We start from the raw sequence: 21,610 nt of genomic DNA on the forward strand, positions 1-21,610 counted from the left end.
ATGGCAAAGAAGAAAAAAATAGACTGGCTCAACCACTTTCTGGAATTTATTGTGGTTGTCATTGGTATTTTACTTGCTTTTCAACTCAATACGTGTTCTCAAGCAAGGAAAGAGGGGGAACTTGTTGATAGACACATTGAGAGTATAATCGATGAAACTGTTTACAATCAGAATAACGTAAAGAGGAGTTTAAAGTCTTCTAATGATATGCTAGCGCTAGTAGATACTCTAGCTGTAGTTGTAAATGATAAAGAACGTCTTAAAGGTGAGTACTGGCTAAGTTTTAAGTTACTTGCGGCAGATTATCTTTATATTAAAAAGAATGCTTACAATACACTTATGGCTACTGGCGACGTTAGATTTATAGAAAATCCAGTACTTCAAAATGATATTGTAGGCATTTATGAATATTATGGCTGGGCAGAGGGAGTAGATGAACAGAGCCGGAGTACAATGACAGAATATTATTATCCTTATCTGATAGATTATTCAAATATGACTTCGGATACACTGGAAAACCCAGCTCCTTATGAGACTCAGAAGTTTAAGAATATTCTAGCTTCATATGGATACGCTTTAAGAGAACGAATTAAAAAACAAGAGGATCTTGATAATGTAATTCAAGAATTTTTAGAAAAATATAAAAAGAACTAATGCTTATATATAACGTTACCATAAACATAGAAGAGTCTGTTGAGAAAGAATGGCTTACCTGGATGCAAGAAGTACACATACCAGAAGTGATTGCAACCGGAAAGTTTGAAAAAGCACTTATGACAAAAGTGCGCGCCGAAGAAGAGATGGGCGGAGTAACCTACTCTGTACAATATGGTTGCCCTAGCCAGCAGCACCTTGATGCCTACTATGCCGAAGATCAAGAAAGAATGCAAGCGTCTATTAACAAGTTTGCGGGTAAATTTGTCGCTTTTAGAACAGAGCTTGAGGTAATCTCACAGCACTAGTTCTCAGGCAAGGAAATACAAGTAACGCTTACTCACTAGCCCCACTACGATGTCAAAACAACAAAAGAAGAGAAAATTTGAAAAGCCGCACGCAAACCGTGGTCATCGCGATCAAGGGGTGAAGGCAAAAAAGCACTTGGGGCAACACTTCTTAGGTGACGAGTCTGTGGCAAGAGATATTGGGGACACGCTCACATTAGAAGGGTATAAACACATCTTAGAGATAGGGCCTGGGACAGGAGTACTCACCAAGTATATTCTAGCAAAACCAGCACAACTCACGGTGATGGATCTAGATACCGAGTCTATTGAGTATTTAAGAAGCTCCTTCACACTAGAGCATAAGCTCAATGATGAGAAATTTACCGTACTAGAAGCCGATTTTTTAAAGTACGACCTAGACACTATTTACCCTGGAGAGCCATTGGCAATTACGGGAAACTTTCCATATAACATTAGTACACAAATAGTTTTTAAAACTATTGAGCATAAAGAGCGCATCCCTGAGTTTACGGGAATGTTTCAAAAAGAGGTTGCCGCACGCATTTGTGCAGATCACGGGAGCAAGACCTACGGCATTTTATCTGTGCTAGCACAAGCATTTTATGATGCAGAATACTTATTTACGGTACCTCCCACTGTTTTTATTCCGCCACCTAAAGTAGATAGTGGAGTTTTACGCTTAAAGCGAAAAGAAAACTTTAAAGACATAGGTTGCACAGAAGAGATGTTATTTAAGGTTGTGAAAATGGCATTTCAGCAGCGCCGAAAGACGTTGAGAAACAGTCTTAAGGGTATGGGGTTAAGTGACCGCTTTCGCGAAAGCGAAATTCTCAATAAACGTCCAGAGCAAATCTCTGTACAAGGCTTTATAGAACTTACAGCAGCAATCACAAAAGATATACAAGAGCAGTAAAATCTCTAGGCATTGTAATTACTCTGCGCAAGGGGTTTTCCTATATTTGTACTACTAGTAAAAACAAACCTATGCAATTTCAACTCACAAGCAATCTCATAGACCAGATACAAGCACACGTAGCTGTTCAAGATGAGGTAGCCCTCAAAGAATTGCTTACAGATCTTCACCACGCAGATATTGCAGAGATTCTTGATGAGGTAGATGCAGATGAGGCTGCCTACCTAGTACTTCTCTTAGATAGTGAGCAAACTTCTGAAGCTCTTATGGAGCTAGATGAAGATGTGCGAGAAAAACTTCTAGAAAACCTAACTCCTGCCGAAATTGCAGATGAGGTAGAAGAAATGGATACCGATGATGCGGTAGATATGATAGGTGAGCTAGATGATGATATACAGCTAGCTGTAATAAACCAGATAGAAGACGAAGAGCATAAGGCAGACATACGTGAGATGCTGCAATATGATGAGAATAGTGCTGGTGGTCTTATGGCAAAGGAGCTTATCAAGGTAAAAGAAACCTGGACAGTGGCAGGGTGTGTGCGTGAGATGCGCCGCCAGGCAGAAGAGGTGACTCGAGTGCACTCTATTTACGTAGTTACAAAAGAAAATGAACTCATAGGGAGACTGTCGCTCAAAGACCTTCTCACCTCAGATACGAGAACAAAAATATCTGAAATCTATATACCTAAAGTAGACTCTGTAAATGTAAATGACCCGGCAGAAGATGTTGCAAAGGTGATGCAAAAGTATGACCTAGAGGCTATACCCGTTGTAGATGATAAGCGTGTGCTGCAAGGCCGCATTACAATAGATGATATTGTAGATTTTATAAAAGAAGAGGCCGAAAAAGATTACCAGATGGCAGCAGGTATCTCTCAAGATGTCGAGGCAGATGATAGTATACTACAACTCACTCGTGCGAGATTACCTTGGCTATTTTTAGGATTACTAGGTGGTGTAGGAGCTGCGGCTATTATGGGCGGTTTTGAAGAGGTGTTAAATGATCACGTGATTCTTTTACTATTTACACCGCTTATTGCTGCAATGGCTGGAAATGTAGGTGTGCAATCTAGTGCGATTATTGTACAAGGTCTTGCAAATGATGATGTAAAAGGAAGCATAGGTAACAGATTAATTAAGGAAATGCTGCTCGCAATGCTTAACGGTGCTGCGCTCGCCATTGTATTGTTCTTTTACGTATGGATATCAGAAAGTGCGGTAGACTATGCGACGTCTATCTCAATTTCGCTATTTGTTGTAATCATTGTTGCCGGGATTATAGGTACGTTTATTCCGTTGTTTTTACATAAAAGAGGTATTGATCCTGCGATTGCAACTGGGCCGTTTATTACTACAAGTAATGATATATTTGGAATACTTATTTACCTCTATATCGCAAAACTTATACTAGGTATTTGAGCCAGAAAAGCTATGAATATCACCTCACCGTACCAGCATCTGCTATAGATGTGCTCAACCACGTAAACAATGTAGTGTACTTAGACTGGGTGCAAATTGCTGCATCAAAACATTGGAACCACGTAACGAGAGACTATTTTAAAGACGAAGACCCAGCCGAAGAGCGACTAGGCATCAATAAAATGGCTTGGGTGGTGATGGATCACCATATAAAGTATCACGGCCAGGCATTTAAAGATGACGAGATTGTCGTAACAACTACGGTGGTTCAAATCTCTGGCGCAACCTCGCAGAGACATACCACTATAAAACGTAAGGGAGAAGAAAAAGTACTGGTGAGTGCAGTTACAAACTGGTGCTTGCTCAAAATGCCCCAAGGACGACCTATGCGAGTACCGGTGGAGGTAGCCCAATTATTTGCGTAGTATAAAGAGGACCTTATGTGTATCTTTATATCATAAGAAACGCATATGAAACCCATTAACATCCACGAGAAATTCACCAAATTTGATAAGCAATGGCATCCACATCAGATTGCTACGGTAGATGATATGCAAGTACTTCTAGCAAAGGTTTCGGGTGAGTTTGTATGGCACAGTCATAAGGATGAAGACGAGTTGTTTTTTGTGCAAAAAGGAGTATTAGAAATGCGCTTTCGCGAAAGTGGAAACCCAGAAAAAGAGTGGTCTGAAATTGTACATCAAGGTGGAATCATTGTTGTGCCTAAAGGCGTAGAACATTGCCCAACTACCAAAGATGGAGAAGAAGTACACCTACTGCTTTTTGAAAAATTAAGTACGGCTCACACAGGAGAAGTAATAGACGCCAAAACTCAAACAGATTATCCTAAAATTTAAAAGAGAAATATGAATAAGAACAAGATAGCAGGAATTATTGTTATGGCCATTGCGGGGATATTATTATACGCATTTGATAACACATCTGGAGGCATAGGCTTTGTAACTGGTGCAATGATGGCAATAGGATTAGGTCTCTTTTTAGGTTGGATTCCTGTGAGAAAAAATAAAACTAAGTAATGAAAATACTCCATCTAGATAATAACCACCCGCTACTGGTAAAGCAACTTGAAGAAGCAGGCCATACTAATGTTGAAAATGTTACTATCTCAAAAGAAGAGACAGAGGCGATCATAGCAGATTATGAGGGTATTGTAATACGCAGTCGTTTTAAAATAGATAAGCAGTTTATAGATGCTGCTCCTCACCTTAAATTTATTGCTCGAGTAGGCGCAGGCCTAGAGAGTATAGATATCCCTTATGCTGAGAGTAAGGGCATTTATCTCATCAGTGCGCCAGAGGGTAACCGCAATGCCGTAGGCGAGCAATCACTAGGGATGCTGCTTAGTCTTTTTAACAATTTAAATAGAGCAGATGCACAGGTAAAAGCTGGTCACTGGAACCGGGAGCCTAATCGCGGTGTTGAGCTAGAAGGAAAAACCGTGGGGATCATAGGCTATGGTAATATGGGGAAAGCCTTTGCTAGAAAATTACAGGGTTTTGACTGTAAAGTGCTTTGTTATGATATAAAAGAAAAGGTGGGTGATAGTAATGCTACGCAGGTGTCACTGAGCCAATTTCAAAAAGAGGTTGATGTTGTGAGTTTACACACGCCTTGGACTCCACAAACAGATAAAATGTTAGATGCTGCTTTTATAAATGCTTTTACAAAACCATTTTATCTCATAAATACCGCAAGAGGGAAATCTGTTGTGACAAAAGATCTTGTAGCAGCTATGAAAGCAAAAAAAGTACTAGGAGCTGGACTGGATGTACTTGAGTATGAAAAGCTTTCTTTTGAGAATTTATTTACCACAGACGGAAATTCAAACCTACCAGAACCCTTACAATATCTTATAGAGCAAGATAATGTACTCCTCACGCCACACATTGCGGGGTGGACGGTTGAGAGTAAAATAAAGCTAGCGCAAACCATAGTGGATAAGATACTGCAGCGTTTTTCTTAAATTGATGTTTTAAAAGATAAGTATATGAGTTTAGTGATAAAGAAATTTGGTGCGATTGCATTCTTTTTAGGTCTTCTAGGGTTTACACTCGCGCTTTATTTGGGTAAGAGCCTAGATTACGGTACGCAAGAACTCGTAGGTTGGGGAGTTATGGGTATGACGGCAGCGATGGTGTACTTTGGGGTGGCTTACCAGCGTGACACGGTTAATGCGGGTAAAATCTCTTTTGGTAGCGCTTTAAAAACGGGAATTATTATTGCTGCTTTAGGCGCTTTAGGTGTAGCACTTGCAGATATAGTGTATACCTTATTTGTAAATCCATCTTTTTTTCTTGAATACAATGATTATGCTAGAGATCTAGCAGAGCAGTCTAATAATCAAGCTGCGATAGATCAACTTGCTCGCCAGCGAGAGATGTATGAGGATTATAGTGATACTCAAATGTCATTTATAGCTGGATTAATGATGTTTGTAATGACGTTTATGCTAGGTTTTGTGGTGAGTTTACTTGCCGCTGTGATTTTAAAGAAAAAATAGTTCATCATACGATAATACTTTAATTATGAAAAGAGTAACAGGCATAGGCGGGATGTTTTTTAAGAGTGAAGATCCAGATGCTCAAAAGAGTTGGTATAAAAAGCATTTAGGGATTCCTACAGATCAATACGGCTGGACATTCTGGTGGCGTGATGAAAATGGTAATAAGTGCTCTACTCAATGGAGCCCTATGAATGCGGATACAAAATACTTCTCTCCCAGCAAGAAACAGTTTATGTTTAATTTTAGGGTAGATAATCTCATAGAGTTACTTAAAGTACTTAAGGAAGAAGGTGTCACTATAGTAGGAGAGGTAGAGGAGTATAGCTACGGTAAATTTGGCTGGATACTAGATCCAGAAGGAAATAAAATCGAACTCTGGGAGCCTATAGACAGCGTTTTTGAAAAAGATAATTAGCACGATAATCACGTACATCTTTTTTGTAGTTTTAAGGACAACAAACTAACAACCAATAATATGAGTACAGAAGACAACAAAATACCAGGCGACAAGCCCGAAAATGATGGCAAACGAATGGCAGACGATGCAAAAGATGCTGTAAATGACTTTGCAGAAGATGCTAAGGAGACTGCAAAAGAATTTGGCCAAAGCGCAAAAGAAGAGTGGGATAAAGTGACAGGAAGTACAGAAAGTAAAAAAATACTTGCAGGAATTTTAGCAATTTTTCTTGGAGCATTTGGAGTACATAAATTTATCTTAGGATACCAGAAAGAGGGTATCATAATGCTTGTACTAAGTGTTGTGGGAATAGTACTTTCTTGTGTAGGTATAGGTGTGCTTTTAGTTTGGGCTGTAGGCCTAGTAGGACTTATAGAGGGGATTATTTATCTCACAAAATCTGACGAAGAATTTTATAACACTTACCAAGCGGGTAGAAAACCTTGGTTCTAGTATAATTTAAAAGCTCAGTTTAAAACTGAGCTTTTTTTATTTTCTATTTTAATGTAATATTGCGATATTACATATTCAAATAAAACGTATTATGGGAGTTACAAAGAGACATATACACTCTATGAGAGCAAATCAAATTGCAGATGTTGCAAAGATTCTTTCTAATCCTGCTAGAGTGGCTATTATAGAATACATAGGAGATTGTGATGGCTGTTTGTGTCAAGATATATCAGATAAGATACGATTATCACAGCCTACAACCTCTCAACACCTGCAGGTTATAAAGAGAACCGGAGTTTTAAAGAGTCAGTTTAAAGGGAAGGCGCAATACTACAGTATAGATGCTCGTAAATGGGGACAACTACAGACCTTGTTTAATGACTTTTTTGAGCTTACAAAATCAAAAATGGCAGATAAGTAATGAGCACTTCACTATTGCATAAAGCTTATGATAGTGCGCTTTTTAAAAGTGAAGGAGAGCAACTTGTTAGTTTGCTGGCAAACTATCTACATACTACAACAACGGGTGGTTCAGATAAAGTGCTTAGATGGACTGAGCCAGAAGATGAGTACACATTTTGGCAACAGTACCTCTCAACATCACATAGTACTTCAGACTTTTTTAAAGAAGTACTAGAGCGATCTATACACACCCATCACCCTAAATATATTGGCCATCAAGTTGCACCCACTGTACCAGTGTCTGCTCTTGCAACATTATTGAGCGCACAACTTAATAATGGGATGGCAGTGTATGAGATGGGAGCTGCTGCCACGGCAATAGAGCGCCTTGTTATAAACACCTTTTGTAAGGCTATAGGGTACACAAACGGAGATGGATTTCTCACCTCTGGAGGTACCCTTGCAAACCTCACAGCGCTTCTTGCAGCACGCAGGGCTAAGGCTACAGATGATGTGTGGAATGAAGGTCACAGTAATAAACTAGCCATTATGGTTTCAGAAGAGGCACATTATTGTGTAGATAGAGCCGCTCGTATAATGGGACTAGGAAGTGACGGAATCATAAAAGTACCAGCAGGCGATAATTACCAGATGCAAACAGATGCTTTAGAGTTGCATTATACTTCGGCGATAAAAAATGGTTTTGAGGTAATTGCAATTATAGGCAGTGCGCCAAGTACGAGTACGGGAGTTTATGATGATTTGGAGGAGGTTTACGCTTTCGCGAAAGCAAAAAAAATATGGTTTCATATAGATGCTGCACACGGCGGTGCAGCCATATTTTCTAAAAAGTATAAGCACCTTCTTAATGGAGCCCATAATGCAGATTCTATAATTATAGATGGTCACAAAATGATGGGAACTAGCGCCATCACTACAGCCGTTATTTTTAAAAATAGCACAGATAGCTATGCTACCTTTGAGCAAAAAGCACAATATCTATGGGAGAAAAATGACGATGCAGACTGGTTTAATATGGCAAAGAGAACCTTTGAGTGCACAAAGAGTATGATGAGTGTGCGCTTTTATGCTATTATAAATGCATATGGTTTACAGTTTTTTGACGATTTTGTAACGACACTTTATGATGCTGCACAGCAATTTAGCAATCTCATAGCTGCTCAGCCAGATTTTGAAATTGCTCTTGAGCCGGTGTCAAATATAGTATGCTTTAGATATAAACCTTCTAATCAAGAGGATGTAAATGAAGTAAATAAGCGTATAAGAAGAGTTCTTCTAGAAGATGGAGAGTTTTATATAGTAGCTACCACACTGGCCGGTGAGTATTACTTACGCACTACGTTTATGAATCCTTTTACTACACAAAAACATACTGAACGCTTGATAACTATTATAAGAAAAGTAGCAGCTATACATCGTTAAAAATATAGTACTTACAAATAAATAACATCCTTGTGATTGTATCAAGTATAATTACCTGTCTTCCGTGCGCTCTTATTTAATAGACTAATAGGTGAAATCTTGTTACCAAAAGGTTAAGGATTAAGTTGGTCTTAGGTTTAAAATAAAATTTCTTACTTTAGTCTCATAATACAATGTTTCTTAGAGTATTATGTTAACTGTGTAAATGAAATTTTTTAGTTCCCCAACGTCGTTATTTCCATCATTTGATGAAAACGCATCTTTATTATTACAAGAAGCGGCATCAATAGGTATATGGGAGTATAGTGTAAGTGAAGATAAGGTGTATTGGAGTGTCGGTACAAAAAGACTACACGGCGTACCGGAAGATTATGAGCCCACTGTTACAGAGGGGATACTCTTTTATAAAGAGGGTTATCATAGAGAAAATATAGAGAGAGACTTTAATAATGCTATTTCTAACTTAAAGAAATTTGATGGACATTATGTTATTATCACTGCATCTGGCGAAGAAAAGTGGTTTAGGTCTGTAGGTGTACCTGTTGTTAAAAGTGGAAAATGTGTTAAGATATATGGGGTCTTTCAAGATATTGACTTTCAAAAAAAGGCGCAGATAGAGCTTAAGCAAAAAGAGCAAAAATTTAGGAAGACGTTTACAAACGCTCCTAATGGTATGGGTCTTATTTCTCTTGAAGGAAACTGGATACAAGTTAATCATCAGGTTTCTAAAATATTTGGTTATTCAGAGGATGAAATAAAAACAACAAGTCTTAGTGATTTATGTCACCCTGCAGAAAACCCAATTGAATTTACCCTTATAGAAAAATTATTATCAAGAGACATTGAAAACTATCAAGCAGAAAGACGTTTTATTCATAAAACAGGTAAAACTATATGGGTAGATCTTTCTGTATCATTAGTAAAATCTGAGCTATCCACTCCAGGGTATTTCATATGTCAGATTACAGACATAACGTCTCAAAAAAATGCAAACCAAAGAATAGAAGATCTTTTAAATAAGACAGAGGGTCAAAACGAGAAATTATTAAACTTCAAGCATATTGTCTCACATAATTTGAGATCACACACCAGTAATTTAGAAATGTTATTAAAATTTTTAAAACAGGATATACCTAGTATAAAGGAGCTCTCTGTGTTTAAAATGCTTGAAGATGCATTTAGTAATCTTGAGGAAACAATTGATAATTTAAGCGAAGTATCTTCGTTTGAAAACGTTACTGAAGATGATTTTGTAGAGATTAACCTTCTTGAAATTATAAACAAAACACTTGTAGGTTTAAATACATTATTTGATGAAGTGGGAGGTGAAGTAGTAGTAAATGTGCCTAAAGACCTTAGTGTTATGGCCGTCCCAGAATATTTAAGAAGTATTTTTCTAAATATTTTGTCTAATACCATATCATATAGACGAGACAACGAGTTACTTAAAGTCATAATTAACATTACACAAGATGATGATTATTTAATCATTCATTTTGTAGATAATGGTCTAGGTATAGATTTAGATTTACACGGTAGTAAAATTTTTGGTTTATATAAGACTTTCCATCGTAAGGATAACTCGAGAGGTCTTGGCTTGTATATTGTAAAAAGTCAAGTAGAAGCATTAGGAGGTTGTGTTCAAGTAGAAAGTAAAGTAGGTCAAGGATCGACATTTAAAATTTATTTAAAAAAATGAAGCAAATAGATATAGCTTGTATAATAGATGATGATCCGATTTTTGTTTTTGGAGCGCAGCGTTTAATGAAAATGAGTAATTTTTGTAAAGGGTTTTTAATTTTTCACGACGGTGAACAGGCGCTTAATCATCTTGTACCTGTACTTCGAGGAACAGTAAAATCTGCAATTCCAGATGTAATATTGTTAGACATAAATATGCCTATTTTAGATGGGTGGCAATTTCTTGATGGTATAATTACAATAGAGGTTGTCAAGGAGATTACTATTTTTATTGTAACAAGCTCAATAGATCCTAGAGATAAAGAAAAAGCCGAAACCTACAGTAATGTAAAAAACTTTATTGTTAAACCTATTACTCAAGATAAGCTCAACGACTTGATGTCACAAATGCCGGACTAGATTTTATGCTTTCGCGAAAGCTAGCGACCTAATTGTAGTTTAGCAATATTTTCAAATTGTTTTAGAGCCGATATCAAAGATTATATACTTTCTATTTTTTGTAACCACGCTAAGTGGAAAGCACTACATTTATGAATCCTTCCAGTACAAAAGCGCATACGTGCCTGATTATTAGAAAAATACCAACTATTGCAGGTGCCAGTTTTTAAGAGCATCTTTATAAGAGATTGAGGTGTTGAAAAGTTTTATACAGTGATCATTAGACCATTATTAAAAGAGGATTACACCCATTGCGCTCAGATTTATCAAAATGGGTTAGATACAGGTATGGCAACTTTTGAGACAATAGTCCCAGACTGGATGAGTTGGGATGCTAAGTTTTTAAAGCAGTGTAGATTTGTTGCAATTAAAGAAGAGGTTATACTTGGTTGGGTAGCACTCACTCCATTTTCTACCCGTAAAGTTTATAAAGGTGTAGCAGAGGTTACCTTATATATTTCTAAAACCGCCAGAGGCAAAGGAATAGGACGAGCATTACTTATGGCCGTAATAAAGGAAAGTGAGCGAGTGGGATTCTGGACTTTACAAGCCAAAATTTTTGCTCAAAATGAAGCTAGTATCGCTTTATTTCAAAAATGTGGTTTTAGAATAGTGGGTCTACGTGAGAAGTTAGGGATGAGAGATGGTACATGGCACGACAATGTGCTTCTTGAGAAGAGGAGTGAGCTGTTTTAGGTAGTATAAGGGAATAGGAGACTCTCTAGAATGGTATTTTAGTTAGGGGTTAAGAATTCATTATCAATGGATTTGTAAGTAATGAGTAACTTATAGGGCAAAATCTACCATATGAAAAATACAAACGACCTCTCGGCATTAAAAGCTTTGTACATTAACTGTACTCTTAAAAAGACACCACGTATGAGCCATACTCGAGCTCTTATGGAGGTATCAATGGATATTATGAAATCTGAAGGGGTCGCGGTAGAGCATCTACGCTTTGTAGATCACGACGTTGCTTATGGTGTATATCACGATATGACAGAACACGGTGAGCATAAAGATGAGTGGCCAGCTATTTTTAAAAAAATAGAAGAAGCAGATATTCTTGTAATAGGTAGCCCTATATGGCTGGGAGAAAAATCTTCTGTAGCGACAAAACTGATTGAACGCTTGTATGGAGAGAGTGGTAACCGTAATGAAAAAGGGCAATACTATTTTTACGGTAAAGTAGGTGGTTGTATTATTACTGGTAATGAGGATGGTATAAAGCACGTTGCTATGGGAACACTCTATGCTTTGCAACATATAGGTTACAGTATTCCTCCTCAAGCAGATTGTGGGTGGATAGGTGAGGCAGGACCAGGTGCTAGCTATAATGATGAGGAAAGTGGTGCAAAGAATAATGACTTTACAAATCGTAATACCACCTTTATGACGTATAACTTACTGCATCTTGCAAAAATGCTAAAGGATCAGGGTGGGTACCCTGCTTATGGTAATTCTAGAGGTGATTGGGATGATGGGACAAGATGGAATTTTGAAAATCCAGAATATAGATAGAGACTCTTGTACGGGCCTACTCCTCTTCTGGGGTGCGTTGCCCGTACTTTTTTTCTAGCTCTGCTTGAAACTCTTCCATAACAGGTTTTACAGTGCTTTCTGGAAGATCTGATATGCGTATATACATCAAGCCATCTATAGCATTGTTAAAGAGGGGGTCTACATTAAAGGCTATAACCTTTGCATTTTGTTTTATGTACTTTTTTATCAGTACAGGGAGACGTAAAGAACCTGGTTCTACCTCCTCTATAAGCTTGTCAAACTTGTTGAGATCTGCTTTACTTTCATCAAAAACAAATTCTTTGTCTGCATCTTTAAGTTTTACCTTCCACTCCTTTTTTGGGCGTATATACTGTGCCACGTACGGATCATAATAATGGGACTTCATAAACTCTATCATAAGAGATTTTGAGAAGTTAGAAAACTGGTTTGAGATACTTACACCACCTATGAGATATTTGTGTTCTGGAAAGCGAAGTGTGGTATGTACAATACCTTTCCACAATAGAAAAAGTGGCATAGGCTTTTGTTGATACTCTTTTGTGATAAAAGCGCGTCCCATCTCTATACTCTCGCTCATCATTTTGTGAAGCTCTGGTTCAAAACGAAAAAGATCTTGAAGGTAAAAACCGTCAATTCCATATTCCTTATAAATTTTTGACCCTAACCCCATTCTGTATGCTCCGGCAAGGGTGTTTTCTTTATTATCCCATAAAAACATATGGTAATAATACCTGTCAAATTTATCAAGGTCTATGGCTTCATTTGTTCCTTCCCCAATGGCTCTAAATGTGATCTCTCTTAAGCGGCCTATCTCTCGTAAGATGTTAGGCATTTCTTGAGCAGGTGCTAGGTAGACTTCGTAGTTTTTACTTTGTAGTAAACGACGGTCTTTTTCGCGCAAGCGTAAAATTTCATTTTCTATGAGATCACTACTTATTTCGGTTACGATCTTTTTAGGTTCTTTTGTGACCTTAAGCTTTTGCGGGATATCTTTAAGTAAGCTGTTTTTTTCAAAAGAGTTTGCAAGCATATATGTTTTCTTGCGTAAGAACTCTGTAAAATCTGCAAGTGACTCGTGCTCCTTTTGTGCAGCAACTTTAATAGGATTACCTATACGTACCTTTATGACTCTATGCTTTTGAGTTAGAAGTTCGCTAGGCAACTTTGCGGTACGTAGCGTGTCGCTTAGTCGTGATAGTTGATAAAAAAGCCTGCTATTTTTTGCGTGAAAATAGATAGGGACAACAGGAACCTCTGCTTTTTTAATAAGCTTCATTGCTGCTTCTTCCCACGGCTTATCTATAATGAGCTTGTCATCTTTATAGGTAGATACCTCTCCAGCAGGAAATACACCTAGAGGGTGACCGTCTCGCAGGTGTGAGATGGCGCTTTTAAAACCTGCAATACTAGATTTAACGTCCTTTTTATTTTCAAAAGGATTTACAGGCATCACATAAGGCTTAAGTGGCTCAATACGGTGTAATAAAAAATTTGCTATGATTTTAAAATCTGGACGCTGCTCGAGCATAAGTTTGAGCAGTAATATTCCGTCTATGCCTCCTAGTGGGTGATTTGATATCGTAATGTAAGCGCCACTCTTTGGGAGTCTCTTGAGGTCTTCTTCTGGGATTTCAAATTTGATCTTAAACTCGTCTAGTAGTGCATTGAGAAACTCGAGATCGCCTAGGTGCTTATTGCGATCATAGATTTTATTTGCCGTAGAGATTTTTAAAATCTTCATTAATGACCACCCAATAAAAGTGCCTACAAAACCGAATTTATCGACATTGATAGCGCGAGCAACTTCTTTTGCGGTGACTAGACCCATACAATTATTGGTAGTTTATTAAGAAGGCAAATATAACAAATAGGGGTGCTGTAATTAAATTTTGTTTAACCAATGAACAAGACCACATTAGTTTTGTGTCACAAGTTGCACTGTATTTTGTGTCACTTGCTTGAGAAGTACCTCTTTACCTTCTTGAAAGTTATCTAAAGCGTTCTGGTTAAAATGTCTAATAGTGTAAAGATGAACGTTACGCGTAACGGTTACTTTAAATTTTCCTTTGAGTTGATTTACAAGCTTTTCTAAGCCGTTAAACTTATTATCCACACAAAGAGAGAAGCTTATGGCAGAGTTCTGTATAAGATCTACTTTAAGCTTGTATAATGCTAATAGTTGAAATATCTCTGCAATATTATCTTCTACCATAAATGAAAAGTCAAGAGATGATAATGATATTAATACCTGGCTTTTCTTTACAATATAGCAGGGTACTTCTGGCACTAGCGATGCGACTGCGCTTACCATTGTGCCTGGGTTTTTTGGATTTAAAAAAGACTTCACATATAATGGTATCTCTTTGCGCTGTAGTGGTTGTAGGGTTTTAGGGTGAATAACTGATGCGCCATAAAAAGCAAGCTCTATCGCTTCTTCATAAGGTATCTGGTGCAAAAGCTCTGTATTGTTAAACACACGAGGATCACCATTTAAAACTCCAGGGACATCTTTCCAAATGGTAAGACTACGAGCATTGAGGCAGTAGGCAAAAATACCTCCCGTGTAGTCAGACCCTTCCCTGCCTAAAGTGGTGGTGAAGTTATTACTGTCTGAGGCTATAAACCCCTGAGTGATGGATAGCGCTGTGGGGTCTACAGATTCTTTTATGGCAAGTTGCGTTTTGTCCCAGTCTATGCGCCCGTCTCGGTAACTATTATCTGTTTTTAAAATAGTTCTAGCATCTAGCCAAGTGTTTCTTACTCCTTGATCTGTGAGATATGCACTTACAATTGTGGTAGACAGTAATTCACCATAAGGAACAATCTGGTCGTATACAAAATCATATTTTGGAGATTTGTTCCACGCGAGAAAGCCTTTTAACTCTTCAAATAATGCTTTTATAGATGTAAAAATAGTATGCCCAGGTGTAAATAGGTCGCTGGCTATCTGCGTGTGATAGTCTACTGTGGCTTTGAGATGTTCTGGCAGTAATGTTTTATCGTTAAAATAGGCATTTACAATTGCCTCCATCGCATTTGTGGTTTTCCCCATTGCAGAGATGACCACAAGTTTTTCTGTCACTCCAGTTTCATTAAGAACGGTGGCAATATTCTTTATGCCAGCTGCATCCTTTACAGAGGCTCCCCCAAATTTAAATACCTGCATATTAAAAAGTGTTGTGTTGTGTTTAAGTGCGCTTTCGCGAAAGCGTGATTACCACATTACATTACTAAGATGGCGTTATGGTTTTAATATATTTATGTAAACGCCCTTCGTCCATCTGTACTAGATACCAGTCTTTGAGGAATTGAGCACCACTTTTTTCATAAAAGTCAATAGCGTTTTTATTCCAGTCTAGTACGACCCATTCAACTCTTTTAACTCTATTTTCTTTACCAAAAGTCATTACTTGGTCATATAATTTTTTACCTACTCCTTTGCCTCGATATTCCTCTCTTACCACAAGATCTTCTAGGTGTAGTGATTTTCCGTCCCAGGTAGAAAAGCGATAATAACATAGCGCCATACCGATAACGGTGTCATTTTCTTTGGCTACAAAACAATAAAAAAGGGGGTTGTCACCAAATCCATTTTCTATTAAAATGTCTTCGTTAATTTTTACAGCATCTGGTTCTTTCTCAAAAACTGCCAGTTCGTTAATGAGAGATAATACAGCTGGCATATCTTCTGGAGTTGCCTTTTTGATAGCGAGGTTCATAAGCTTCTTGTTATTCTTAAAAAGCTAAGGTATATAATTACCGTAACTATTCTTGTGCGAAAACGTTGTCGTAAGTGCATTTTAGAATTACATTTACATAAATTTTAAAAACACTAAAGTGTCACGTAAAAATCAAACGCTAGGCGAATTTATAATTGAAAACCAAGCAGAATTCCAGTACTCATCTGGAGAGCTATCTCGCTTAATAAACTCTATAAGGCTGGCAGCAAAGGTTGTAAACCACGAGGTGAATAAGGCAGGACTAGTAGATATAGTAGGTGCCGCTGGAGAGACTAACATACAGGGTGAAGACCAGCAAAAGCTGGATGTAATGGCAAATGACACCTTCATAAGAACGCTTACTAATCGTAATATTTTATGTGGTATCGCCAGCGAAGAAAATGATGATTTTATCTCCCTAGAAGGTCAAAATGGTGACAATAACAATAAATATATCTTACTTATGGATCCCCTAGACGGATCTTCAAACATAGATGTAAATGTGTCTGTAGGAACTATTTTTTCAATATATAGAAGGGTGACGCCACCAGGTACTCCTGTGACTATAGAAGATTTTTTACAACCAGGGAGAGAGCAAGTAGCTGCTGGTTATATTGTATATGGTACCTCTACTATGATTGTCTACACAACAGGTCACGGAGTAAATGGATTTACTCTCAACCCTGCAATAGGTACTTTTTACTTATCACACCCTAATATGCAGTTTCCAGAGATGGGTAATATCTATTCTGTAAATGAGGGTAACTATGTACACTTTCCGGATGGTGTGAAGAAGTATATAAAATACTGTCAAGAAGAAGCCGAGGGACGCCCCTATACATCACGATATATAGGGTCGTTAGTGTCTGATATACATAGAAATATGATAAAAGGTGGTATATATATGTACCCAAAAAGTTCAAAAGCTACAAATGGAAAATTGCGCCTTCTTTATGAGTGCAATCCTATGGCTTTTATAGCAGAGCAGGCAGGAGGTAAAGCCAGTGATGGTTACACACGTATTTTAGACTTAAAACCTACAGAGCTACACGAGCGTGTTCCCTTCTTTTGTGGGAGCAGATTAATGGTTGAAAAAGCCGAAAGTTTTATGAATAACGACTAAAATTTAACATAAGGCATTATAAAGGGTTAATCAAAGTGTATTTTTTTTATATTTGATATACAACAATAAGGCTTAACCCTATTATGGCTAAAAATACAAAAGCAGAAAACCAGCAAACAGAAGATGTAGCAAACTCAAAAATTGAGGCAATTAAGAACCTTATTTTTGGAGAGAATATACAAGAGTATAATCACGAGTTTGAAGCATTAAAATCTGATATCGCACAAAAGCGAGAAGAGATGCTTGCATATGTAGATGAGGCTCGTAAGGAGATTATGACAGCTGTAGATAACCTCAGTACTGATGTTAACATACGCATATCTGATCTTGAACAGTCACTTAATGATAAAACAGAAGATCTAGATAATAAAAAGGTGAGCCGTGCTAGTCTAGGAGATCTTCTTATTCGCTTAGGCGAAAATATTAAAGAGTAATAGAATAGGTAACATCTTTAAATGACAACAGATGAACGTCTCGAAATTTTAAAGGAACTTTTACTCACAAATGAGAAAGAGCCTGAAAAAGACGTTTATAAGAAGATTAAAGCATTAGAAAATAGTCAGAAAAACTTATCTGACCGTATAGATCCTTTACTGGATGAACGTTTGCAGCAATTTGTTACCACAATGCCAGAGACTCTCGGGCCTGTAATTACTGAAACCTTAAAGACTGAGATTAAAAAATCTCAAGACGCCGTGGCTGAGGCTCTTTTTCCTATTATGGGAAAAATGATTAAGAAGTACGTTCAAGCTGAGGTCGCAAAATTAAGTGACTCCATAAATGAAAAAATAAACGCAACATTTTCTTTCAAAAATATTTTTAAGTCTAAGTCAAAAGAAAGGCCAACGGCTGCAATGATGCTTAAAGAAGAATATAAAGCGTATATTGAACAGGTACTTGTAGTTGAAAAAGGTTCTGGAATACTCAAAGCAAATTATGCTAAGAGCCAGACTATGGATGAAGATATGATGGCTGGTATGCTCACAGCAATAAAAAGCTTTGCAGAAGATGCTTTTGAAAAAGGTGAGATGGAGCTAGAGCGTATAGATTACCAACTATTTACTATACACCTTCAAAATTTTTCAAACTATTATATTGCCGTGATTATAAGTGGTATATATGATGATAAGTTTAAAGATAAACTGGAAGATGTCTTGCTAGACTTTGCTCAATACGTAGTAAATAAGGAAGACCTTGATGATAATATTATATTTGCAAAAAAAATAAAAGAATTTTTTACTGATGAGCGTATCTAAAAAAATTGTATTGTTAGGCCATTTTGGTGTGGGTAAATCGTCACTTCTTCGCAGGTTTGTAGAAAATACTTTCTCAGATAATTATGTCGTGACTATAGGTGTTCACATAATGAAAAAGGAAGTAGTTGTTGATACAAGTAATAAGGTTACCCTTATTATATGGGATGTTGAGGGTACAGATGATTTTACTAAGTACAGGCCATCATACCTTATGGGAGCTTCTAGCTTTGTATATGTTTTTGATGCGTCAAGGCCAGTTACTTACAGTGACTTAAAATATAATCTAGGCCACCTAAAAGAAAAGCACCCTAATGTTCCTGTGCACATAATCGGGAATAAAGTGGATTTAGTCGATGCTGAAGAAATAAAGCAAGCTCTAAAGGAGCAAGAAGTTCAACATAGTTATCTTTCAAGTGCCAAAACTGGCGAAAATGTTGAACAGCTGTTTAAGGACGTGGCAGCCCAATTGTTAGAAAATGCTTGATAACCTCAGACAAGATTTTATAAATAGAACTACGCAAGTAGTCGTAGTCAATAAGGAACTAGAGGTTATAGACTCTGACAATAATCTTTTTGACTTAAAAAAAAATTCTAATATCACGGATTTCCATCCGTTCTTTTATGCATTAAGTACTGTTTTTGAAGAAAACCTTCAAGAAGAAACTTTCTTCTGTGTACAGATGGAAGTGTTAAGTCGCCATTACTTTATAGATATAAAAACCTATCTACAAGAAGATGATGAGAGTCTTGTTCTCATCTTAAACGATCTTACAGATCATTATAAGACGGTGCATCAAATAAAGCAGGTGCGCAATGAGTCTATCATAAACTTTAATATATCTCAAGAACTTAACCAGCAACTAGAGATACAGCGCAGTTTTAAAAATAAATTCTTGGCAAATGTAAGCCACGAGATACGTACGCCTCTTAATAGTATTGTGGGCTTTATATCTGTATTAGAAAATACCGAGATCACAAGAGAGCAACTTGATGTATTACATATTATAAAAGATAGTTCAAAAAATCTTGTGACTATACTAGATGACCTAATGGATATCTCAAAAATTGAAGCTGGAAAGTTAGATATTAAAAAGCGACGTTTTGATTTTAGAGAGTTTGTAGAAAAGCTAGCAAAAACGTATCAAATACGTACAGATGATAAAAGACTGTCATTTGATTTTGAATTGAGTTCTAAGATACCACGTTTCTTAGTGGGAGATCATTTACGTATAAACCAAGTTATTGTAAACCTTTTAGAGAATGCGTTAAAATACACGCATCAAGGTGGAATTAAGTTTAGGGTTACTACGTCATCATTAAATGCACGCCGTATTCCAGTGACATTTGAGGTTACAGATACAGGTATAGGTATACCCAAAGAAAAGCTAGATAGTATTTTTGACAGCTTTACGCAGTTAGAAAAGCGAGGTCTTTTTGGAGGGTCTGGTTTGGGTCTGAGTATTGTAAAACAACTCACAGACTTGTTAGAGAGTGATCTAGAAGTTAAGAGTGTAGAAGGAGAAGGGTCAACCTTTAGCTTTACTGTATATATGGGAGTTTCTCATAATCAGAAAAAGGATAAAGGCGCAAAGAAAAAAAGAGTAAAGAAAGATCTTAAAGGGGCTAAAAGACCACGTATCCTGCTAGGTGAAGATGTTGAGGTAAATCAACTCCTTATGATGAGGCTTTTCTCAGATTATGGTGCCTACAGTTTAGATATTGCAAAAAATGGAGAAAGAGTAATAGAGTATCTAGACAGATTTCCATATGATTTAGTCATATTGGATTTAACTATGCCTATTATGGATGGTCTTGATGCAGCAGTACAAATAAGAAGTAGTAGTAATAAAAAAATAAGTAAACTACCTATTATAGCGCTCACAGCGAGAACATCTCAAGAAGAGCAAGACGCGGCAAAAGAAGCTGGTATGAATGCCTATCTCACTAAGCCTATAGATGCAGATTTACTATTCTCTACGATAGAACGACTTTTGAGTAGGTACAAGCGTAAGGATAAAGTACTAGAACTCTCTGAAGAAGAGGAGTAGAATTACAGTAAGCAATAAATTAAAAAAGGTCAAGATAATTTACATCTTGACCTTTTTTAATTTGGAAAAGCTAGTGTTAGCGATTCATATTTTTAATCTCTTCTTGAAAAGTTTCAAGATCTGCTTGTTCCTTAACAAGAGTAAGTGCTTTATGTACAACGTAGCTAGCATTATTTGTAGAAAATCCTAAACCTATAGCAAGACGCTCCAGTAAAGGCTCTTCTTCTTCAAACTCGTGATCTATATGTACCATACGAGTAAGATCATATAAGCGCTCTAATCTTCTATCATAAGTTGTAGGGGGATTGATAGGGTGAGACATATAATCTTTAAGAATAATTTCATAATCCTCTGCAGAAATAGAGAGGTTACGAGCAAGTCTATCTAAAAACGCTTTTTCTTTATCGGAGATCACACCGTCATCCATAGCGACACGCACTATAGCTGCAAAGTGATCCTCATTTCTTTGGCGGAAACCGCTATCATATAAATCTGCAAAAGACATATTTCTTATGTATTAAAAGTAAGACTCAAAGATAGCTATTTAATCAAGATTTATAATTTGTACATTTGATAAAAACCCCCTAATTTTTTTAGATGGATTCATTCTTGTTTTATTTTAAAGAAGGCCTCTTCCACGTATTAGATTGGAAAGCTTACGACCACATTCTCTTTTTAATTGTACTCACTGTACCCTACCTCATTTCAAACTGGAAAAAACTCTTTACCCTAGTCACCATATTTACTATAGGGCATACGCTCACACTAGCAATGTCTGCCTATGGGATTATACGTGTAAATAGCTCTCTGGTAGAGGTTCTCATACCCGTAACTATACTCATTACTGCGTTATATAATATTTTTACAGCTGGTAAGAAAAATAGAAATCTAAAATTAGGGATACATCTCTTTGCAGCGTTATTCTTTGGGCTTATACACGGCCTCGGGTTTTCTACCTATTTTAAGATGATGACCGCAAGTTCAGATAGCAAGTTACTTCCGTTACTAGAGTACACTTTGGGTATAGAGAGTGCTCAGATTATTATAGTACTCGTTGTATTAATAGTAAGTTTTATAGGACAATCTATTTTTAGGTTTTCACTACGTGACTGGGTGATGGTTATATCTTCTATTGTAATAGGGGTTGCCATACCGGTATTTCAAAATGCATTATCAAGTATTAATTTCTAGTAAAAATAGTACTTTAGGAGCGTAAAGGGTTT

27 protein-coding genes are annotated in these 21,610 nt (G+C 37.0%); 23 read left to right on the forward strand and 4 right to left on the reverse strand.

Annotation, left to right across the window (positions count from 1 at the left end; translation table 11 throughout):
- The 17 genes from ABVM49_RS05410 (at position 1) to ABVM49_RS05490 (ending at position 12,238) form a co-directional block, all read left to right on the forward strand.
- On the forward strand, positions 1 to 654 hold the full coding sequence (locus ABVM49_RS05410; RefSeq protein ID WP_405203362.1) for a hypothetical protein: 654 nt from the start codon (positions 1 to 3) through the stop codon (positions 652 to 654).
- Positions 654 to 962, forward strand: a complete 309-nt coding sequence (locus ABVM49_RS05415) for a DUF4286 family protein (protein ID WP_298349332.1) — start codon at positions 654 to 656, stop codon at positions 960 to 962. Before ABVM49_RS05410 ends, ABVM49_RS05415 begins: the two co-directional genes overlap by 1 nt.
- A gap of 49 nt (positions 963 to 1,011) precedes the next feature.
- On the forward strand, positions 1,012 to 1,878 hold the full coding sequence (gene rsmA, locus ABVM49_RS05420; protein WP_298349329.1) for a 16S rRNA (adenine(1518)-N(6)/adenine(1519)-N(6))-dimethyltransferase RsmA: 867 nt from the start codon (positions 1,012 to 1,014) through the stop codon (positions 1,876 to 1,878).
- A gap of 71 nt (positions 1,879 to 1,949) precedes the next feature.
- Positions 1,950 to 3,299: a magnesium transporter gene (mgtE, locus tag ABVM49_RS05425; protein WP_035334905.1), complete on the forward strand. Its 1,350-nt coding sequence runs from the start codon at positions 1,950 to 1,952 to the stop codon at positions 3,297 to 3,299.
- Complete coding sequence (locus tag ABVM49_RS05430) at positions 3,296 to 3,724, forward strand: acyl-CoA thioesterase (protein ID WP_405203363.1); 429 nt, start codon at positions 3,296 to 3,298, stop codon at positions 3,722 to 3,724. The genes mgtE and ABVM49_RS05430 overlap by 4 nt, the downstream gene beginning before the upstream one ends.
- A 45-nt stretch (positions 3,725 to 3,769) precedes the next feature.
- Positions 3,770 to 4,156, forward strand: coding sequence for a cupin domain-containing protein (locus ABVM49_RS05435; RefSeq protein WP_405203364.1), 387 nt, complete (start codon positions 3,770 to 3,772; stop codon positions 4,154 to 4,156).
- A 9-nt stretch (positions 4,157 to 4,165) separates the two neighbouring features.
- Positions 4,166 to 4,336 carry a hypothetical protein gene (locus ABVM49_RS05440; RefSeq protein WP_405203365.1) on the forward strand — a complete coding sequence of 57 codons (171 nt, stop codon included), beginning with the start codon at positions 4,166 to 4,168 and terminating at the stop codon, positions 4,334 to 4,336.
- A complete protein-coding gene (locus ABVM49_RS05445) occupies positions 4,336 to 5,283 on the forward strand; it encodes a 2-hydroxyacid dehydrogenase (protein ID WP_405203366.1) in 948 nt (315 codons plus the stop codon). The genes ABVM49_RS05440 and ABVM49_RS05445 overlap by 1 nt, the downstream gene beginning before the upstream one ends.
- Before the next feature lie 24 nt (positions 5,284 to 5,307).
- A complete protein-coding gene (locus ABVM49_RS05450) occupies positions 5,308 to 5,820 on the forward strand; it encodes a DUF4199 domain-containing protein (RefSeq protein ID WP_405203367.1) in 513 nt (170 codons plus the stop codon).
- Between the two features lie 22 nt (positions 5,821 to 5,842).
- Positions 5,843 to 6,238, forward strand: coding sequence for a VOC family protein (locus tag ABVM49_RS05455; RefSeq protein ID WP_038597835.1), 396 nt, complete (start codon positions 5,843 to 5,845; stop codon positions 6,236 to 6,238).
- A 60-nt stretch (positions 6,239 to 6,298) separates the two neighbouring features.
- Positions 6,299 to 6,733, forward strand: coding sequence for a TM2 domain-containing protein (locus ABVM49_RS05460; RefSeq protein WP_038597833.1), 435 nt, complete (start codon positions 6,299 to 6,301; stop codon positions 6,731 to 6,733).
- A gap of 91 nt (positions 6,734 to 6,824) precedes the next feature.
- Positions 6,825 to 7,154: a helix-turn-helix transcriptional regulator gene (locus tag ABVM49_RS05465; protein WP_035325968.1), complete on the forward strand. Its 330-nt coding sequence runs from the start codon at positions 6,825 to 6,827 to the stop codon at positions 7,152 to 7,154.
- Positions 7,154 to 8,578 (forward strand): pyridoxal phosphate-dependent decarboxylase family protein, encoded by a 1,425-nt coding sequence (locus ABVM49_RS05470; RefSeq protein ID WP_405203368.1) that lies wholly within the window; start codon positions 7,154 to 7,156, stop codon positions 8,576 to 8,578. Before ABVM49_RS05465 ends, ABVM49_RS05470 begins: the two co-directional genes overlap by 1 nt.
- Positions 8,579 to 8,783: 205 nt before the next feature.
- Positions 8,784 to 10,277, forward strand: coding sequence for a PAS domain S-box protein (locus tag ABVM49_RS05475; RefSeq protein ID WP_405203369.1), 1,494 nt, complete (start codon positions 8,784 to 8,786; stop codon positions 10,275 to 10,277).
- Positions 10,274 to 10,678: a response regulator gene (locus ABVM49_RS05480; protein WP_405203370.1), complete on the forward strand. Its 405-nt coding sequence runs from the start codon at positions 10,274 to 10,276 to the stop codon at positions 10,676 to 10,678. Before ABVM49_RS05475 ends, ABVM49_RS05480 begins: the two co-directional genes overlap by 4 nt.
- A gap of 252 nt (positions 10,679 to 10,930) precedes the next feature.
- Positions 10,931 to 11,413, forward strand: a complete 483-nt coding sequence (locus tag ABVM49_RS05485) for a GNAT family N-acetyltransferase (RefSeq protein WP_405203371.1) — start codon at positions 10,931 to 10,933, stop codon at positions 11,411 to 11,413.
- A 111-nt stretch (positions 11,414 to 11,524) separates the two neighbouring features.
- Positions 11,525 to 12,238: a flavodoxin family protein gene (locus ABVM49_RS05490; protein ID WP_405203372.1), complete on the forward strand. Its 714-nt coding sequence runs from the start codon at positions 11,525 to 11,527 to the stop codon at positions 12,236 to 12,238.
- A 16-nt stretch (positions 12,239 to 12,254) separates the two neighbouring features.
- On the opposite strand, the gene ABVM49_RS05495 is transcribed toward ABVM49_RS05490, so the two are convergent.
- From ABVM49_RS05495 to ABVM49_RS05505, 3 genes are all read right to left on the reverse strand, one after another.
- On the reverse strand, positions 12,255 to 14,069 hold the full coding sequence (locus ABVM49_RS05495) for a GNAT family N-acyltransferase (protein WP_405203373.1): 1,815 nt from the start codon (positions 14,067 to 14,069) through the stop codon (positions 12,255 to 12,257).
- Positions 14,070 to 14,156: 87 nt separating this feature from the next.
- On the reverse strand, positions 14,157 to 15,407 hold the full coding sequence (locus ABVM49_RS05500; protein ID WP_405203374.1) for an aspartate kinase: 1,251 nt from the start codon (positions 15,405 to 15,407) through the stop codon (positions 14,157 to 14,159).
- A gap of 64 nt (positions 15,408 to 15,471) precedes the next feature.
- A complete protein-coding gene (locus ABVM49_RS05505) occupies positions 15,472 to 15,960 on the reverse strand; it encodes a GNAT family N-acetyltransferase (RefSeq protein WP_405203375.1) in 489 nt (162 codons plus the stop codon).
- Positions 15,961 to 16,078: 118 nt separating this feature from the next.
- On the opposite strand from ABVM49_RS05505, the gene fbp reads away from it, so the two are divergent.
- From fbp to ABVM49_RS05530, 5 genes are all read left to right on the forward strand, one after another.
- Positions 16,079 to 17,083, forward strand: a complete 1,005-nt coding sequence (gene fbp, locus ABVM49_RS05510; RefSeq protein WP_038597816.1) for a class 1 fructose-bisphosphatase — start codon at positions 16,079 to 16,081, stop codon at positions 17,081 to 17,083.
- Positions 17,084 to 17,166: 83 nt separating this feature from the next.
- Complete coding sequence (locus ABVM49_RS05515; RefSeq protein ID WP_375252743.1) at positions 17,167 to 17,517, forward strand: fructose 1,6-bisphosphatase; 351 nt, start codon at positions 17,167 to 17,169, stop codon at positions 17,515 to 17,517.
- Between the two features lie 21 nt (positions 17,518 to 17,538).
- On the forward strand, positions 17,539 to 18,339 hold the full coding sequence (locus ABVM49_RS05520; RefSeq protein WP_405203376.1) for a cell envelope biogenesis protein OmpA: 801 nt from the start codon (positions 17,539 to 17,541) through the stop codon (positions 18,337 to 18,339).
- Positions 18,326 to 18,823, forward strand: coding sequence for a Rab family GTPase (locus ABVM49_RS05525; RefSeq protein WP_405203377.1), 498 nt, complete (start codon positions 18,326 to 18,328; stop codon positions 18,821 to 18,823). Before ABVM49_RS05520 ends, ABVM49_RS05525 begins: the two co-directional genes overlap by 14 nt.
- A complete protein-coding gene (locus ABVM49_RS05530; protein ID WP_405203378.1) occupies positions 18,816 to 20,387 on the forward strand; it encodes an ATP-binding protein in 1,572 nt (523 codons plus the stop codon). The genes ABVM49_RS05525 and ABVM49_RS05530 overlap by 8 nt, the downstream gene beginning before the upstream one ends.
- 76 nt (positions 20,388 to 20,463) lie before the next feature.
- Here ABVM49_RS05530 and ABVM49_RS05535 read toward each other — a convergent pair whose 3' ends face one another.
- Positions 20,464 to 20,892, reverse strand: coding sequence for a TerB family tellurite resistance protein (locus ABVM49_RS05535; RefSeq protein WP_375252739.1), 429 nt, complete (start codon positions 20,890 to 20,892; stop codon positions 20,464 to 20,466).
- A 92-nt stretch (positions 20,893 to 20,984) separates the two neighbouring features.
- Here ABVM49_RS05535 and ABVM49_RS05540 point away from each other — a divergent pair, with 92 nt between their 5' ends.
- Positions 20,985 to 21,578, forward strand: a complete 594-nt coding sequence (locus ABVM49_RS05540) for a HupE/UreJ family protein (RefSeq protein ID WP_038597804.1) — start codon at positions 20,985 to 20,987, stop codon at positions 21,576 to 21,578.
- Positions 21,579 to 21,610 lie beyond the last annotated feature (32 nt).

It is taken from the genome of Dokdonia sp. LLG6352-1, assembly GCF_045055815.1.
Lineage (GTDB): Bacteria > Bacteroidota > Bacteroidia > Flavobacteriales > Flavobacteriaceae > Dokdonia > Dokdonia donghaensis.